The sequence below is a fragment of the Microcoleus sp. Pol8_D6 genome (assembly GCF_036700965.1).
In the GTDB taxonomy this organism is placed as follows: domain Bacteria; phylum Cyanobacteriota; class Cyanobacteriia; order Cyanobacteriales; family Microcoleaceae; genus Microcoleus.
Genome location: NZ_JAUBPW010000021.1, coordinates 71,152 through 89,201, shown reverse-complemented (window position 1 = coordinate 89,201; position 18,050 = coordinate 71,152). Strand labels below are relative to the sequence as shown.

General features: G+C 47.3%; 12 protein-coding genes. 9 read left to right on the top strand and 3 right to left on the bottom strand.

Annotation, left to right across the window (positions count from 1 at the left end):
• The 4 genes from QUA10_RS11260 to QUA10_RS11245 all read left to right on the top strand — a co-directional run.
• A partial coding sequence (locus QUA10_RS11260) for an adenylate/guanylate cyclase domain-containing protein (protein ID WP_333086248.1) occupies positions 1-2,940 on the top strand: 2,940 nt, incomplete at its 5' end.
• Positions 2,921-3,184 (top strand): hypothetical protein, encoded by a 264-nt coding sequence (locus QUA10_RS11255; RefSeq protein ID WP_333082821.1) that lies wholly within the window; start codon positions 2,921-2,923, stop codon positions 3,182-3,184. The genes QUA10_RS11260 and QUA10_RS11255, both read left to right, overlap by 20 nt.
• A gap of 595 nt (positions 3,185-3,779) precedes the next feature.
• Positions 3,780-4,673: an isoaspartyl peptidase/L-asparaginase family protein gene (locus QUA10_RS11250; RefSeq protein ID WP_333082823.1), complete on the top strand. Its 894-nt coding sequence runs from the start codon at positions 3,780-3,782 to the stop codon at positions 4,671-4,673.
• Positions 4,674-4,815: 142 nt separating this feature from the next.
• A complete protein-coding gene (locus QUA10_RS11245) occupies positions 4,816-6,150 on the top strand; it encodes a carbamoylphosphate synthase large subunit (RefSeq protein WP_333086247.1) in 1,335 nt (444 codons plus the stop codon).
• Positions 6,151-6,191: 41 nt separating this feature from the next.
• Here the strand turns inward: QUA10_RS11245 and QUA10_RS11240 are convergent, their stop codons facing one another.
• Both QUA10_RS11240 and hisD read right to left on the bottom strand, forming a co-directional pair.
• Entirely contained in the window at positions 6,192-6,620 is a 429-nt protein-coding gene (locus tag QUA10_RS11240; RefSeq protein WP_333063490.1) for a universal stress protein, read from the bottom strand.
• Between the two features lie 323 nt (positions 6,621-6,943).
• Entirely contained in the window at positions 6,944-8,257 is a 1,314-nt protein-coding gene (gene hisD, locus QUA10_RS11235) for a histidinol dehydrogenase (RefSeq protein WP_333063489.1), read from the bottom strand.
• 893 nt (positions 8,258-9,150) lie between these two features.
• On the opposite strand from hisD, the gene rpsT reads away from it, so the two are divergent.
• Complete coding sequence (rpsT, locus tag QUA10_RS11230) at positions 9,151-9,450, top strand: 30S ribosomal protein S20 (RefSeq protein ID WP_006632886.1); 300 nt, start codon at positions 9,151-9,153, stop codon at positions 9,448-9,450.
• Positions 9,451-9,675: 225 nt separating this feature from the next.
• Complete coding sequence (locus QUA10_RS11225; RefSeq protein ID WP_333082825.1) at positions 9,676-10,455, top strand: TatD family hydrolase; 780 nt, start codon at positions 9,676-9,678, stop codon at positions 10,453-10,455.
• Positions 10,456-10,811: 356 nt separating this feature from the next.
• Here QUA10_RS11225 and QUA10_RS11220 read toward each other — a convergent pair whose 3' ends face one another.
• A complete protein-coding gene (locus QUA10_RS11220) occupies positions 10,812-10,955 on the bottom strand; it encodes a hypothetical protein (RefSeq protein ID WP_333082826.1) in 144 nt (47 codons plus the stop codon).
• Positions 10,956-11,057: 102 nt separating this feature from the next.
• Here QUA10_RS11220 and rpoB point away from each other — a divergent pair, with 102 nt between their 5' ends.
• From rpoB to QUA10_RS11205, 3 genes are all read left to right on the top strand, one after another.
• The gene (gene rpoB, locus QUA10_RS11215) at positions 11,058-14,444 is read left to right on the top strand and encodes a DNA-directed RNA polymerase subunit beta (RefSeq protein WP_333082827.1); all 3,387 of its coding nucleotides are present in this window, start codon (positions 11,058-11,060) and stop codon (positions 14,442-14,444) included.
• 142 nt (positions 14,445-14,586) lie between these two features.
• Positions 14,587-15,675 (top strand): HNH endonuclease, encoded by a 1,089-nt coding sequence (locus tag QUA10_RS11210; protein WP_333082828.1) that lies wholly within the window; start codon positions 14,587-14,589, stop codon positions 15,673-15,675.
• A gap of 84 nt (positions 15,676-15,759) precedes the next feature.
• Positions 15,760-17,634, top strand: a complete 1,875-nt coding sequence (locus QUA10_RS11205) for a DNA-directed RNA polymerase subunit gamma (RefSeq protein ID WP_333082829.1) — start codon at positions 15,760-15,762, stop codon at positions 17,632-17,634.
• The last annotated feature ends 416 nt before the right edge of the window (positions 17,635-18,050 follow it).

Here is an 18,050-nt window from a genome sequence, read left to right as displayed (position 1 = left end):
TTGGCTCAGGTGAAGCAATATTCTGCTCGGACTTATTTGCATATGGAGTGGCAGATGTTGCAGAACTTGAGGGAAGTTCGTACTCTGTCGGATTGCTTAATCGGCGAAGCCTATGATGAAACGGTAATGATTCCTAAGCACTATCAGGAGCGTGAATTCAGTGCGATCGCCCTTGTCTACGTCTACAAACTACTGCTTGCCTACTCCTGGGGTAATTATCCGGCTGCTCTAAACTACATTTGCCTAGTCAAGCCGTATTTGATGGCATTATCGGGATTGATTCATGTTCCCGTTTTCCATTTTTATGCAGCCTTGACGCACTTGGCGATCTTCTCCACACAGCCAGAAATCGAGCAAGCTGAAATTATTACTCAGGCGGAAGCCCATCAAACGACTCTGCAACAGTGGGCGCAAAATGCTCCGATGAATCATCTGCATAAATGGTATTTGGTTGAGGCCGAAAAACATCGAGTTTTGGGCAATAAAGCTGAGGCAATTGAAATGTACGATCGCGCCATCTCCCTTGCTAAAGAAAATCAATTTCTCAACGAAGAAGCCCTTGCCAACGAACTCGCCGCCAAATTTTACCTAGAAATGGGTAAAGAAAAATTTGCCCAACTCTACATGATTGAGGCGTATTATTGTTATCTCCAATGGGGAGCCACTGCTAAAGTAACGGATTTAGAAACGCGATATTCACAGTTGTTAAAACCAATTCAACGGAAAAATAAAAACACTAAAACTACGGCAAGAGTGACGACAAATGGTTCGGAATCTAACTTAGATATCACCACAGTCATGAAGGCAACGAGCGCGATCTCTGGCGAAATATTGCTAGATAAGTTACTGTCTAGCTTAATGAAAATTTTGATGGAAAATGCAGGGGCGCAAAGAGGATACCTAATTTTATCAAGCCAGGAAAAGTTGTTAATTGAAGCTGACGGGACAATAAATTCTGAACTCGTCACCGTCTTGCAGTCAATCCCCGTTGAAGATTGTCAGGAACTTTCCTCCGCAATTGTCAATTATGTGGCCCGCACTCAAGAAAGCGTGGTACTAGATGATGCGGTTCGAGAGGGACAATTTACTAACGACCCCTACATCCGCAAAAATCAGCCCAAATCAATTTTATGCGTGCCGCTGATTAACCAATCTCAAATTGTCAGTATTGTTTACCTAGAAAATAATCTGACAGCCGGAGCTTTTACACCAGAAAGAGTGGAACTATTAAAAGTGTTATCTGGACAGGCGGCTATCTCGATTCAAAATTCTAAACTCTATACAGAAGTCCGCGAAAATGAAACGAGGCTGACTCAATTCCTAGAAGCAATGCCAGTAGGCATAGTTGTACTCAAACCCAGTGGTACACCTTACTACGTTAATCAGAAGGGGCAGCAGCTTCTGGGAAAAGGAGTTGCGCCTGATGCCACGCGCGAGCAATTCGCAGAGGTTTATCAACTATATACTGCGGACACTTCCAATCCATATCCTGCTGAAAAAATGCCTGGAGTGCGGGCATTAAATGGTGAAAGTTCCACTGTTAATGATATGGAAATCTACCAGAGTGACAAGGTTGTACCCATCGAAGTTTGGGGAAAGCCTATCTATGATAATCAGAACAATATTGCCTACGGCATAGCAGCATTTCAAGATATAACGGAGCGCAAAAAAGCCGAAACAGAGCAGATCAGGTTCACCAACGAACTTTTTCAACTCAACAAAGCTTACGAGCGCTTCGTCCCCAATCAATTCCTCCATTTTCTAGAAAAATCAAGCATCCTTGATGTGGAATTGGGCGACCAAGTGCAGTTAGAGATGTCGGTGATATTTTCCGACATTCGGGACTTTACTACCCTTTCGGAAAGTATGACGCCGGAGGAAAATTTTCATTTTATTAATGCTTATTTATCTCGGATGGAATCGGCGATCATTGAAAATCATGGCTTTATTGATAAATATATTGGTGATGCGATTATGGCGCTATTTAGCGGTAATGCTGATAATGCAGTAAACGCCAGTATTGCCATGCTGCATCAACTTCAAGTATACAATCAAGAGCGGGTTAATTCTGGTTATGCCCCGATTAAGATTGGCATTGGCATTAATACTGGGAATTTAATGTTAGGCACAGTGGGCGGGCAAAATCGCATGGATACAACGGTAATTAGTGATGCAGTGAATTTAGCTTCTCGTGTGGAAGGATTAACAAAAAATTATGGTGTTGCTTTACTGATTACACAGCAGACTTTTAACAAATTAGCTAATCCTAGCAACTATGCTATGCGGATGATTGCTCAAATTAGTGTTAAGGGAAAAGTACAGCTATCTACAATTTATGAAGTTTTTGAGGCAGATATGCCCGAAACAAAGCGAGGTAAATTAGCCACAAAAGATTTATTCGATCAAGGTTTAAGCTTATATCGACAACAGAAATTTATCCAAGCCACAGAATTATTTGCTCAATGTTTAAACCTCTGCCCTTCGGATCAGGTTGCTCAAATTTATTTTGACTGGTGTGAACAAAAAACTATCACTTTAAACGTCGAGCTATTAGAAAGAACTTTAGCATTGGTTAAGCCTAAATCTGATGAATTTGTTAGTAACTTTTATGAAATACTTTTTGATAATTCTTCTCAGATTAAAACTCTTTTTAGCAATACAAACATGGGACAGCAAAAAGAAAAGCTTTGGCAAAGCTTAGAAATAATTATTGAAAATTTACGGAAACCTAAATTAATTAATGTTTTTGCTAAGGGATTAGGTGCAACTCATGCCAAATATGGCGTGGTAGTAGAACATTTTCCTGTTGTCGCTAATGCACTCATTCAAGCCTTGAAGGCGCAGATGGGTTTAGAGTGGACACCGGAAACTGAAAAAGCTTGGGTAGAGGCTTATACAATTATTGCGTCAGCTATGATTGATGGAATGGCTGTTATGTGACCTTGATCGGGTTTTTGATGCTGACACGCCAGAAATCAAAGCGGGCAAGTTAGCTATGCTGCAATTGTTTGCAGAATCTTTGGCGATTTACTCGGAAGGGAAGTTAGCTGAGGCGGCCCGGCTGTTTGCCGAGTGTTGGCGTCAGAATCAGGGCGATCGCGTCTCTAAAATTTATTGGGAACGCTGTCAGTCTACTTTAAGAAACCGCACAAAAATCAAAGACAGGCCACACAATTTAGATTAATGATAAAAGTCTAAAGCTCGATCGCTACATTGTTGGAAGGGGAGATCATTTTCATTTTTCACGAGTGGTATTGGGGCGACGGTTGAGTGCAGTCTCGGTTGGAGGGAGTGTCGCTGCTGGCGCTGAATTTGGGGCAAACGCCTAGTTTACTGCGACTGCGAGAGTCTTTTGCGGGTAAACAGAAAGATCCAGAGTGAGGTGAAGCGCGATCGCACTTCTTTTCTCTCCAAGTCTCATTCTTCACGTTTAGCAATTTTGCCTGTTAATGTGTAGTGCATCCCCTTAAGTTGTACCTCATCTTTATTCCCTAACTCTTTCAAGTTCCTTAACTAACTCGAAGCTAAATGCGATCAAACTATTGACATAACTTTAGCAACATATATATTAATAATTCGTAAATAGCTAGGTCGAGAGGGATACAAATCTCGACAAAAATAATTATATCTGAAGATAGACGAATCCTAAATTCAACATAGCTAGGCTATATAACTAGCATCAAATAAACTACTTGAAAATTGCTTATAATAAATTGATTAATATAACGACTGATATAAGGAATTTTTAAGTAGAGCTTAAGATAAAAAAAAGGAAATTTATGGTACTGAGTATTATTGTTCACGGTGGAGCAAAAACCATCTCAGAAGACAAGGTAGCAGCCAACAATGCAGGCTGTACCGCAGCAGCAGAAGCTGGTTGGGCAGTTCTCACAAGGGGAGGTACAGCAGCAGAAGCTGTTGAGGCAGCTATCCGGGTTCTGGAAGCTGACCAGACATTTAACGCAGGCTTTGGATCGGTTCTCAACAGCAAGGGAGAGGTAGAGCTAGACGCAGCGATGATGGAAGGCGGTTCATTAGCTTGGGGAGCCCTCGCAAATGTTAAAGGCGTGCGGCATCCCATCTCAGTGGCGCGAAAGATTATGGATAAAAAACCCATGTTTTTAGTAGCGGATCACGCAGAACATTTTGCGGCACAAAATGGAGCCGAGATGTGTAAAAAAGAAGACTTAATCGCTGATGAGCAACAGGAAGAGTGGGAGGAGGAAAAAGAAGTTATTGACCGCCCCAATACCGTTGGTTGTGTAGCTTTGGACAGCAGTGGCATCTTAGTTGCGGGTACCTCAACAGGCGGCACTATGAATAAGCCCGCCGGTCGCGTCGGCGACAGCGCCATTATCGGATCGGGCTTGTTTGCTGAAAATGAACAGGGCGGTTGCTCGACCACAGGCGATGGCGAGTCGATTATGCCAGTAGTTCTGGCTAAAACGGCGATCGACATTCTAGCGTCCGGCAAGCACCCAGATGAAGCAGCGCAGAAGGCAATTGAGACTCTGGCATCTAAGGTAGCAGGAGAAGCTGGGTGCATCCTCATAGACCCTCAAGGGCGGGTTGGCTGGGCGCATAACTCAACCGACATGGCTTGTGCTTATAGAACCTCAGGAATGGAGAAGGTGGCTGTGTTCACTAAGAAAAAACAACTCGTCCATCATTGAAATTATTGAGGTTGCATTCTCCCTAGTTGGAGAGTGTTAAATTTCCGCAACTAATATCTTGTTTCCTAGGTATTAAGTAGCTGGACATCAATAAACATTTTTTCAATTTGTAGGGCGGGCATTGCCCACCCTACTTTTAATTGTGTCGAGCTACTTAGTAGCCGGGAAAACTGTTCAATTAAAACTCGACTTGGATGTTTCTATGAACTCAAAATACGACTTTCCTTACTTTCAGGGTAATTCTCTTTCCGATTTGTTTGCTCCAGACATCACAGATGGACGTTATGCGTTCATCCTAAATTACCCTGCAACTGCCAGTTGGGCTGCTTACCCCAACAGAAAAAAATACTTTATTCAAGACGGCAGCAGTGAAGCCACCAAAACTTCTTTCGACAAGATTGGTCAGAAGGAACCTTGGAAAAATCTGGCTGTGTTAGGCGATGCCATCCCAGGGATTGTGATTAATCAGCCGCCGAACTCGCTGATTGACTATTGGCGGGAGCATTTTGGCTTCAGCTACAGCAGTATGGAGATGATAGACTGCTCAACTTATCTCGAAGATCTCAGCGTAAGCGATCGCTTTGACAAACTCCTGACTCTATTTCCCTTCGACAATCTCAAACCCGAAAAACACGCCGTCCATCCTGACATCCACTACCACTTACTCAGCAAAGCCACGCTAGCAGAATTAGGCGTGCAATGTCCGAAATACCAAACCTACAATCTGCACGAAGTCAATCTCGAAAGCATTCAGTTACCTGAGCAATTCCCCTACTTGATTAAAACATCCCACGGACTTTCTGGAGAAGGCACTTATATTATCAAAAGCGCCAGCGATCTGAACTACTGCTTGCAGGAAGTGAGGAAATATCTCGATATCAAGTTGCTCGATACGATTATTGTCTCGGAATTCGTCAAGAATGAAGTGCAGAACTATTGCGTGCAGTTCTATGTAAGCAAAACGGGAAATATCACGCTCATCGGCACTACCAGCCAACTTGTCACCCCAGAGGGCAGCTATTTAGGGGGACTAATTCACTACCGCGAAACCGACATGAGTAGGTTTTTTGAGATGATTGCCACTATTGGTAAATATGCTCACCAACAGGGTTATTTCGGCGTTATTGGCTTCGACGTGCTGGAAGACTCGGAGGGAGAGTTGTATGCCATAGATGCCAATTTCCGAGTTAATGGCTCCACTCCGCTTTGTGTGCAGCGCCATACCTTACTGGGGCTGGGAAAGGAGGTGGCTCAATATTCCAGTAACTGGCGGATGGATGGGACTTTGGAATCCATTCTTGTCACGCTGAAACCAGAGCTCGATCGCAAGGACTTGATAATCTTGTCAGCTTTAGAGAAGGTTAAATACGGAAAAATCTACACGGAAATTTACGGGATAGTTGCGGGTGAGGATATGAAGGAAATGCAGCACATCGAGGAGAATTTGCACAGTAAGGGATTGCAGCAATTTGGTTGATATCTACTCTACTGATTGCAGCGGTTATGGGGTTTTCCCGGTCATTTGGCGCGCACCACCAACACCGAACAAGGAGCCTCAGCCACAACCTCAGCACTCACCGAACCCTCCAAAATCCGTTTTAAACCAGTCAAACCCCGACAGCCGATCGCAATTAAATCCGCCTTATAAATATTAGCCAAACGGACAATTTCTTCTGCAGGTTGTCCCGAAACAATCTCCAATTCGCTCTGGCAAGGCAACTTTTCCTGATAAGATTGCAGCAACTTCTCCACCTCTCGGTAAGCAATCTCATCTCCCTGAGCGTGAGGTCGATCGACAACCGCGTCAAAATCCGACATACCAGAACTGACAACATGAACTAGAATCACCTTTGCTGTCGGTTCTAGCTGAAATTGTCCTACAACTTGCAAAACCCGTTCTGCAAGCTCTGAATTGTCGATCGCTACCAAAACAGTATTCAATACCATGCACCTTTAAATCTCAGATATTTAGACTTTAAATATTTCGTTGACTGTCGCCTACTGTCCACAATTTCGCGCTTCCCACCAACATCATTATTACCTACCCTGAAACCCGGTTTCTTAACATAATTGCGTCATTTAAGCAAGATTCTTGAAGAAACCGGGTTTTTTAAGCCCGCAGTGCGTAAGTAGGTAGGTACAAATAAACTGGACCGCTTGTCACAGAATGTAAAGCTACCATAATCGCAAGAGAATTGCTTCCTTTCATTGCATTTCACTCGCTTTTGACTACCTATGTATTTTGCCGATCATCTACTTAAATCTACCATCTAAAACTCACCCTTTCCCTCATTTTCAGTCCGCAGCCGCACCGAATCAGCGTGAGAAGGAAGCCCCTCTGCTTCCGCCAAAACATTAATCGCCCTACTCACCTTCTTAAGTGCAGCCGGCGAATATTGAATCAAACTCGAATGCTTCATAAAAGTTTCGACACCCAGCGGCGACGCATAGCGCGGAGCCCCAGAAGTCGGCAAAGTATGATTCGGGCCAGCCAAATAATCACCTACAGCTTCCGGCGTCGAGCAGCCCAAGAAAATCGCCCCAGCGTGGCGAATTTGCTCGAGCAAAGCCCAGGGATCTGAAACTTGCAACTCCAAGTGTTCCGGGGCAAACTCGTTAGAGAGTTCCGCCGCGGCTTTGAGCGAGTCCACTACTACGACTAAACCGTAGTTGGCGATCGCCTTTTCTGTTAAAGTTCGGCGCGGGTGATTTGCCAACTGTCTGTCTACCTCAGCCACCACCTTCCTAGCCAGCACCGAATCCGCCGTCAGCAAAATTGCCGACGCCATCGAATCGTGTTCAGCTTGAGCCAACATATCGGCAGCCACGTGCACGGGATTCGCCGAACCATCCGCAATAATCAGCACCTCCGACGGACCAGCCAGAGAATCGATCCCCACAGTCCCGTAAACAAGCTTTTTAGCTAGGGTGACGTAAATATTCCCCGGCCCAGTAATTAAATCCACCTTCGGAATAGTTTCCGTACCGTAGGCCAAAGCCGCGATCGCCTGCGCCCCGCCTACCCGATAAATCTCATCAACTCCCGCTTCCTGAGCCGCTACCAGCACCGCAGGATTCATTTTCTTCTCCTGTCCGGGGGGAGTACACATCACCAGTCTCGGCACCTTGGCGACCTTCGCAGGAACCGCATTCATGATCACCGAGCTCGGATAGGACGCCTGACCGCCAGGAATGTAGATTCCCGCTCGATCGACCGGCGTGTAGCGCTTGCCCAAAACAATCTCGTCATCACCAAACTGCACCCAAGACTTGGGTACGCGCTGTCGGTGAAACGCCTCTACCTGTTTGCAAGCCAGCCGGATGGCATTTAATAATTCTTTCGACACCTGCTGGTAAGCAGCATCCAATTCGGCACCGCTGACCCGTAAATCTTCCACATTTAGGGTCATGCGGTCAAATTCAGCAGTGTAGTGCAGCACAGCCTGATCGCCTCTGCGCCTTACAGCTTGCAGCACCTCCCGCACGGTGGCTTCTTTGTGAACGACAAGTTCGTCATGGGTGCGATCGCAGATCCGTCGCAGTTCAGCTTGTGCCTCAACCCACTGAGTAATGATTCGCAGCATGGAGATTAGGAATGCCGTCTATAACTTCACTAACATTTGCTTGACAATTGGGGATTTTTGTGGGGTTCTCCTAGAGAAGTAGGCCACCACCAGTCCACAAGCTTAAACCGCGAGAGTTGCGGCATTTTCCAAGGCTTCAGTGCAGCATTTAAATCTCTGTCGAGGATTTTGCAACACTGAGGACAAGTCACGACCTTCTCTCTTGAATTGCCCGCCAGAGAAACGGGTGCGGAGGAAGAGGGTGGGAACGCAGAGGGGGAGAGTGTCCGACCCCGATAATATCCGAGAGGGAGAGTGTTCGAGCGGGAGAATTTTGATTCTGCCTTCTAGCTTCTACCTTCAGATCCGGCTGTCTTCTACTTTCTACCTTCTACCTTCAGCTTTTTACCTTCTACCTTCGGTAAGTGCTTCTTGCCGAAGCCCAAATCACCCGTATTCTTTGTTATAGCTTAACTTGGATTTTTCAGAGAATTGGATTTTAAGCAAAATAGGTGCTATATTAGTTTTTCCCACACCTGATAATTTTTTTATAAAAAAACGCCAAATTATTGTATACTTGAAAATTGCGCGCAAGAAACCGTGACTTTAACTCGTGACGGTGGAAACACCGCAAAACGCCTCCTTAACATCCGTGTCATACCTTTGGGTATTTTCAGGGGTAAATAACAGGCAGTTAAATGAGTCAATAAAAAATTATTGCGCGGGCGTCGCCAAAAAGTAGCCACAGACTCAGCTCAATCTGAGCAAATGGAGAGTGGCTGTCTCACTCCGCCCTTAAAAATCAAGCTTTTTGCGGATTGCTCCCGAAAAGGTTGTCCTTCAAAATCCCCGTGTCTTGAGACTGTCTTGAGACTAGGGTGTATCAATGAATACCTACTTCCAGCAACTGAACTATGGCAAATATTAAGTCCGCCGTCAAACGAGTCAAAATCGCCGAACGTAACCGCTTGTACAACAAATCTTACAAGTCAGCGGTCAAAACTTTGATGAAGAAATATTTCGCTGCCGTAGACAAGTACGCCGCAGCTCCGAGCCCGGAATTAATGCAAGAAGTTCAGCAGCGAATGTCTGAGGCCTACAGCAAAATTGACAAAGCTGTCAAAAAAGGTGTACTCCACCGCAACAACGGCGCTCGCAAAAAGTCCCGCTTGGCAAGAACCCTCAAGCCGCACGAAGTATCGGTAGCATCTTAAGGAAGCAGAAAGTTCGGCAACGAAGCAGTGTACAAGATTGAAGGGATGGATGTTGAGGGAATAAGTCAAGCGTGAAGAAGTCCAGCGTGAAGCAGGAAGAAGGAAGAAAGAAAACGGAAGATTTTTCCCACACACTCTCTCCCACTCCCACTGGCAGACTCTCTCACTCCCCCCTCGCACTATCCCACCAGGACTCTCCCGTATCACCTCTAATCTGCTTCCCCCATGCAGCTCATCGACACTCACGTTCATATCAACTTTGAGACCTACAAATCTGAGTTAGAAGCCATTCGAGAACGCTGGCGCGAAGCTGGTGTAGTTCGGCTGGTTCATTCTTGTGTAGAGCCAGAAGAGTTTGCCGGCATTCAAGCAATCGCCAATCAGTTTTCAGAAGTCTCGTTTGCGGTTGGACTTCACCCCCTAGATGCGGACAAGTGGAAAGACCAGACTGCGAGCCAGATTAGGGAATTAGCAAGTTCGGACTCTAGGGTAGTAGCGATCGGCGAAACCGGACTGGACTTTTATAAAGCTGACGATCGAGAACACCAGTTTAAAGTGTTTGAGGCACAGCTTTCAATCGCCCAGGAACTTGACAAACCAGTCATTATCCACTGTCGCGACGCCGCCGCCCCAATGGCCGAAATGCTGAGGAACTTTTGGCAAACACGCGGGCCAGTGCGCGGCGTTATGCACTGCTGGGGAGGCACACCCGAAGAAACCCAGTGGTTTTTAGACCTAGGTTTCTACATTAGTTTTAGCGGAACAGTCACCTTTAAAAAAGCCTTGCAAATACAAGAATCAGCTTGTATGGTAAATAGCGATCGCATCCTAGTCGAGACAGATTGCCCTTTTCTAGCCCCCGTACCCCAGCGGGGAAAACGCAACGAACCAGCCTATGTCTACTACGTAGCCGAGCAAGTTGCTAAATTGAGAGGAGTTTCTCTCTTAACTTTGTCCCAGCAGACAACCGAAAATGCCTGTCAGCTATTCGGCTTTTCAGTTTAGTTATAGCAGAACAGAGAAACGAGGAAAACAGGTCGATTTAGGAGCCAGCGCTCAGGACAATCCCATTTCTATCCAGCCAGAAAAACCGGATTCATCCTTTATTGGAGATTCTTTTGGCGTTGCCTGTTGCGATCGGATTTGCGTCCTATAATAAAAAGAACCGACCGATCGGGCGTTGGCTTAGTATCCGCGACTGCGATGTCGCCCAGGAACTACCAACACAACGCGAGTACGCTAAACTTCGGGATCGGTCAAAACTTCAGGCAATACCTCAAACTTACACACTCAAACTTACACATCAGAAGAAACTTGGAACCTCAGCAATTTGGCAATAGCTGTCAAGTCAATTTTAGGAGTCAAAAGTGTAGGGAATTCACCCTGGGATACCACGAGATCAGAGATAAAAGCATCTCGATCGAAACTAAAATCCGCACAAAAATACTGCGAGCAACCCGCAAAAATAACCGTTGCAGCAGTTGGTAGGCGATCGAAAACATCATATAAATTCTCTCACACAATCAATCAAAAAAACGCAACAAGGTAAAAAAGCCCAGCCTTGGCGCCATGTAAAAAGCTAGAGCCACTGCGGAAAAAGGACCCCCATGACCACTAAAGATTACACAGAATTCGCCTTCACCTTGCCCGATTTAATCGAAATCCAGCGGGCAAGTTTTCGCTGGTTCCTAGAAGCCGGACTGATCGAAGAACTCGACAGCTTCTCCCCGATTACAGACTACACGGGAAAGCTGGAACTCCACTTCATGGGCAAAGACTTCAAACTCAAGCGCCCGAAATACGACGTGGACGAAGCCAAGCGCAGGGACAGCACCTACTCGGTGCAAATGTACGTACCCACCCGCCTGATTAACAAAGAAACAGGGGAAATCAAAGAACAAGAAGTCTTCATCGGCGATTTGCCCTTGATGACCGAGCGCGGCACTTTCATCATCAACGGCGCGGAACGGGTGATTGTCAACCAAATCGTGCGTTCCCCAGGCGTCTACTACAAATCGGAAACCGACAAAAACGGTCGCCGTTCCTATAACGCCTCCCTCATCCCTAACCGAGGCGCATGGCTGAAATTTGAAACAGACAAAAACGATTTAGTCTGGGTCAGAATCGACAAAACCCGCAAACTATCGGCCCAGGTGCTACTCAAAGCATTGGGACTCACAGACGGCGAAATCTACGACTCCCTGCGCCACCCGGAATACTTCCAAAAAACGATCGAGAAAGAAGGACAATTCGGCGAAGAAGAAGCTTTGATGGAGCTCTACCGCAAACTCCGTCCCGGCGAACCCCCCACCGTAGCCGGGGGCGAACAGCTCCTCCACTCCCGCTTCTTCGACCCCAAACGCTACGACTTGGGCAGAGTCGGCCGCTACAAACTCAATAAAAAATTGCGCTTGACAGTCCCCGACACAATGCGGGTGCTGACATCGCAAGATATCTTGACGGCGATAGACTACTTAATTAACCTCGAATTCGACATCGGGTCCACCGACGACATCGATCACTTAGGCAACCGTCGCGTCCGCAGTGTCGGAGAACTGCTGCAAAACCAAGTGCGCGTCGGACTCAACCGCTTAGAGCGGATTATCCGCGAAAGAATGACCGTCTCGGATGCCGACTCCCTCAGCCCCGCTTCTCTGGTCAACCCCAAACCGCTGGTAGCAGCAATCAAGGAATTCTTCGGTTCCTCCCAGCTATCGCAGTTCATGGATCAAACCAACCCTCTGGCAGAACTGACTCACAAACGTCGGCTTTCCGCCTTGGGCCCAGGAGGTCTGACTCGGGAACGCGCCGGGTTTGCAGTGCGGGACATTCACCCGTCCCACTACGGCCGGATTTGCCCGATCGAAACACCAGAAGGCCCTAACGCCGGTCTGATCGGTTCCTTGGCAACCCACGCCCGCGTCAACCCCTACGGCTTCATCGAAACTCCTTTTTATCCAGTAGAAAAAGGACGGGTGCTGCGCGACAAAGCGCCTGTTTACATGACAGCCGACGAAGAAGACGATTTGCGCGTCGCCCCCGGAGACATCAGCCTCGACGAAAACAACAACCTCTTGGGCGAAACCGTAGCCGTCCGCTACCGCCAAGAATTTACTACCACCACGCCGATGCAGGTGGACTACATGGCGATTTCGCCCGTGCAAATCGTCTCCGTAGCGACATCGCTGATTCCGTTCTTGGAACACGACGACGCCAACCGAGCTCTGATGGGATCGAATATGCAGCGGCAAGCTGTGCCGCTACTGAAACCAGAACGGCCGCTAGTCGGTACGGGATTGGAAGCTCAGGCGGCGCGAGATTCGGGGATGGTTGTGGTTTCCCGGATTGACGGCGAGGTGATTTACATCGACGCTACCCGGATTATTGTCAAACCCCTGGCTGTAGATGCCGAATCGAATTCCAGCGAAGAACATTTCCTGATTAAGGAATACGACGATCTCAAAGTCAAACAGCCCTCGGTTTGGAAGCAAAAATATGCTGGCTGCATCGAACACGAACTGCAAAAATATCAGCGTTCTAACCAAGATACTTGTTTAAACCAGCGTCCGCTGATTTATGAGGGCGATCGAGTCGTAGCAGGTCAAGTTCTCGCTGACGGTTCCTCCACCGAAGGGGCAGAACTCGCTCTGGGTCACAATATCCTCGTAGCTTATATGCCTTGGGAAGGCTACAACTACGAAGACGCGATGCTAATTAGCGAGCGTTTGGTGTACGAAGATGTCTACACTTCGATCCACATTGAAAAATACGAAATCGAAGCCCGCCAAACCAAACTCGGCCCAGAAGAAATCACTCGCGAAATTCCTAACGTCGGCGAAGACGCGCTGCGCCAGCTAGACGAACAAGGAATTATCCGCAAAGGTGCCTGGGTAGAAGCCAGCGACATCCTAGTCGGCAAAGTCACCCCCAAAGGCGAATCCGACCAACCGCCGGAAGAAAAACTGCTGAGGGCAATCTTCGGCGAAAAAGCCCGCGACGTGCGCGACAATTCCCTCCGCGTCCCTAACGGCGAAAAAGGTCGCGTGGTGGATGTGCGGGTGTTTACTCGTGAACAGGGCGACGAACTGCCGCCCGGCGCCAACATGGTCGTCCGCGTCTATGTAGCTCAAAAGCGGAAGATTCAAGTCGGCGACAAAATGGCCGGGCGCCACGGGAATAAGGGTATTGTGTCCCGGATTCTGCCGATGGAGGATATGCCTTATTTGCCCGACGGGACTCCCGTTGACATAGTGCTAAACCCATTGGGCGTGCCGTCGCGGATGAACGTGGGTCAGATTTTTGAGTGCTTGCTGGGATGGGCCGGCGAAAATCTGTCGATGCGGTTCAAGATGGTGCCTTTTGATGAAATGCACGGCGCTGAAAAGTCGCGGGAAACCGTACACGGCAAGCTGCAGGAAGCCAGGGAAAAAACCGGCAAGCCTTGGGTGTTTAATGAAAAGCACCCCGGCAAGACGATTGTCTACGATGGCCGAACTGGGGAACCGTTTGATCGCCCCATCACAGTCGGCATCGCCTATATGCTGAAGCTGGTTCACTTGGTAGACGATAAGATCCACGCCCGTAGCACAGGCCCTTACTCGCTGGTAACGCAGCAGCCTTTGGGCGGCAAAGCGCAGCAGGGGGGTCAGCGGTTCGGAGAAATGGAAGTCTGGGCTCTGGAAGCGTTCGGTGCAGCTTATACTTTGCAAGAGTTGCTGACTGTCAAGTCGGACGATATGCAAGGACGGAATGAAGCGCTGAATGCGATCGTCAAAGGCAAAGCTATTCCGCGCCCCGGTACGCCGGAATCTTTCAAGGTGCTGATGCGGGAGTTGCAGTCTTTGTGCTTGGATATTGCCGTGCACAAGGTGAATACGTCCGACGAGGGCAGCGAGCACGTTGAGGTGGATTTGATGGCAGATGCTGGGGGCAAGCGATCGCCCTCCCGGCCTACTTACGAATCGCTTTCTCGTGACGAACTTGACGAGGATTAGGCATTCAAGATTAAAGATTAAAGATTTTTTGATTGGATTCAATTCTTTAATCTTTAATCGACAATCTCAAATTAAAATGCCTCAGCAGTGGTACGAACACTGTTGAGGCGAATCAACGCTCTAAACAGGAGAGACGCTGAACATGAATATTGTAACAGTTGTCCCAGGAATTCAAGGAGAAGTTGACCGGGCGACGGGCTGTATTAATTGGCAAGGGAGCAAGTTTGGCAACGGTTACGGGCGCAAGTGGATCGATGGCAAAACAGTATTAGTCCACCGTTTAGTCCTCGAATCGAAAATAGCAGGGTTCCTCGGTTCCGGTTATTTTGGTTGCCATACCTGCGACAATCGAAGCTGCATCAACCCGGCACATCTGGTAGTAGGTACTGCTGCTGAGAATACCGGGCAGATGATTGGGCGGGCTCGCAAAACTCCCAGACGCAAAAGTATTCCCGGTATTGGCATATTGTCGATCGCACAACTACGGGAAATTCAGACTAAATATTTATCTGGAACCATCAAGAACCACCTAGCAAAAGAGTATGGAGTACAACATGAAACTATTACTAAGATACTTCAGACCAATATTCCCGATAACTTCACTACAGTTTCACCCAATTTTTTAGGAGAAATTCAAGACAGCGGCTGCATCATTTTCCAAGGTGGAAAGGATGGCCAAGGTTATGGCAGATACTGGAAAAATGGGAAATTAAAATCAGTTACCCGTGCTGTTTTAGCCGAGAAATTAGGATATGAACTTCCGACTTCGATGGATGCTTGTCATACCTGCGACAATCCCAGTTGCATCAATCCAGAACACCTTTGGGCTGGTACTCGCACTCAAAATTTGTTAGATGCTTCTAAGAAAGGACGCACTCAAGGCAAAAGTCATCCTCTTTCCAATGCCAAATTAGATTGGGAAAAGGTGCGAGAAATTCGACAAAAGCTAGCAGCAGGAGAGAGGATGAAGGATGTAGCACAGGAATACAGTGTCGGTCGCAAAACCATACACGATATTAAGTATCACGTCACTTGGAAAAAAGCAGGCGAAGAGGTTCCAGTTCCTCGCAGGGGTGGATATCTCGATCGCAAATTGACTTTCGAGCAAGCTCTTGAGGTACGAAAAAGAATTAGAGCTAGAGAATCAATCTCTAAAATCGCTGATGACTTTGGAGTATCGTCAAGTGTCATCTCTGATATTAAAAATCAGGTCACATATAGAGGAGTATAACATTGATTTAAGCCGTAAAACAAGCCAACAAAAAAGATAAACAACCACAAATAATCGACTGTAAATTATCAATTGGAGTCAAGAATGGCTAAAATAGAACAACGCTTTGATTACGTCAAGATCGGGTTAGCTTCACCAGAAAGAATTCGACAGTGGGGAGAGAGAACTTTACCCAACGGTCAGATAACTGGCGAGGTGACAAAACCAGAAACAATTAATTATAGGACGTTAAAACCTGAAATGGATGGCTTGTTTTGCGAGCGCATTTTTGGTCCTGCAAAAGATTGGGAATGTCATTGTGGAAAGTACAAACGAGTTCGCCATAGAGGCATTGTTTGCGAAAGATGCGGTGTAGAAGTCACTGAATCTCGCGTCCGCCGGCATCGGATGGGATTTATCAAATTAGCAGCTCCAGTAGCTCATGTTTGGTATCTCAAAGGCATTCCGAGTTACATGGCAATTCTGTTAGATATGCCGCTGCGAGATGTCGAACAAATCGTCTATTTCAATGCCTATGTTGTTCTCAATCCCGGTAATGCCGAAAAACTGCAATACAAGCAATTGCTCACGGAAGATGCTTGGTTGGAAATAGAAGACGAACTTTACAGCGAAGATTCCACACTCACAGGTGTAGAAGTGGGGATTGGTGCTGAAGCTTTGCAAGTTTTGCTGCAAAATATTCCCCTAGAAAGTGAAGCGGAAAAGTTGCGGGAAGATATTGCCAATGCTAAAGGTCAAAAACGGGCGAAGTTAATTAAACGCTTGCGGGTAATTGACAACTTCATCGCTACGGGATCTCAACCCGATTGGATGGTGCTCAATGTGATTCCGGTGATTCCCCCCGACTTGCGGCCGATGGTACAGCTAGACGGCGGGCGTTTTGCAACGAGCGACCTCAACGACCTTTACCGGAGAGTAATCAACCGCAACAACCGCTTGGCGAGACTCCAAGAAATTCTGGCGCCGGAGATTATCATCCGCAACGAAAAGCGGATGCTGCAAGAAGCCGTGGATGCGCTGATTGACAACGGTCGCCGGGGCCGGACAGTGGTGGGGGCAAACAACCGCCCGCTGAAGTCGCTGTCGGACATCATTGAAGGGAAACAAGGTCGCTTCCGGCAAAACTTGCTGGGGAAACGGGTTGATTACTCCGGGCGTTCGGTGATTGTGGTGGGGCCGAAACTGAAAATTCATCAGTGCGGTTTGCCGAGGGAAATGGCGATCGAACTTTTCCAGCCTTTCGTCATCCACCGTCTGATCCGCCAAGGATTGGTCAATAACATCAAAGCTGCCAAAAAACTGATCCAGCGCAACGATCCCAGTGTTTGGGACGTGCTTCAGGAGGTGATTGAAGGACACCCGGTAATGCTAAACCGCGCGCCGACCCTCCACCGTTTGGGGATTCAAGCCTTTGAGCCGATTTTGGTGGACGGGAGGGCGATTCAACTTCACCCGCTAGTCTGTCCGGCTTTTAACGCTGACTTTGACGGCGACCAAATGGCCGTGCACGTTCCTTTGTCTCTGGAATCTCAGGCGGAAGCGCGCTTGCTGATGCTGGCTTCTAACAACATTATGTCGCCGGCAACCGGAAGACCGATCGTTACTCCTTCTCAAGATATGGTGCTCGGTTGCTATTACTTGACAGCCGAAAATCCTGACGCTCAAAAAGGAGCCGGTCACTATTTTTCCAACCTTACCGACGCGGTTGTAGCTTACGAACAAGGAATCGTTGACTTGCACTCTTATGTGTGGGTGAGGTTTCAAGGCGCTATAGAAAACGCAGAATCAGAGGGAGAGCCCCTGAAGGTGGAACGCTCTACCGACGGTATCGTGACGAAAGAATACAAGTTCCGCCGGGTTCGGGAAGACGGAGAGGGCAAGGTACTCAATCAGTTCATTCGCACTACTCCGGGCCGGATTATCTATCACCAAACCATTGAATCGGTAATTAACAATTAGAAAGGAGTAAGGGGTAAGAGGTAATGGGTAAGAGGTAATGGGTAATAACTGAGAAATAATCGCTAACAAATAATAGTGATTGAAACCGGAAAATTCACCCATTACTTCTTACAAATACTTCAGCGACGTGGTGACTGAGCAAAGTCTAAGGGCAGTAAAAGTTACCAATTACCAATTAAGTAGGTAGGTGCAAATAAACTTTATTATGGGAAGGGCAGGTGAGTGCATTCATCTCCTAGCTTAGCTCGGTTCCTTATACGCTAAACCAGCCCCTACACAAGCCTCGTTGTTTTTTCCCGCCGCTGTACTTATCAATTACCACTTACCACTTACCAATTATCAATACTTCGGCTACGTTCTGAAACCTTGGGCTTCGCTCAGGGGAGCCGAAGTCGAACGGCAGTAAAAGTTACCAA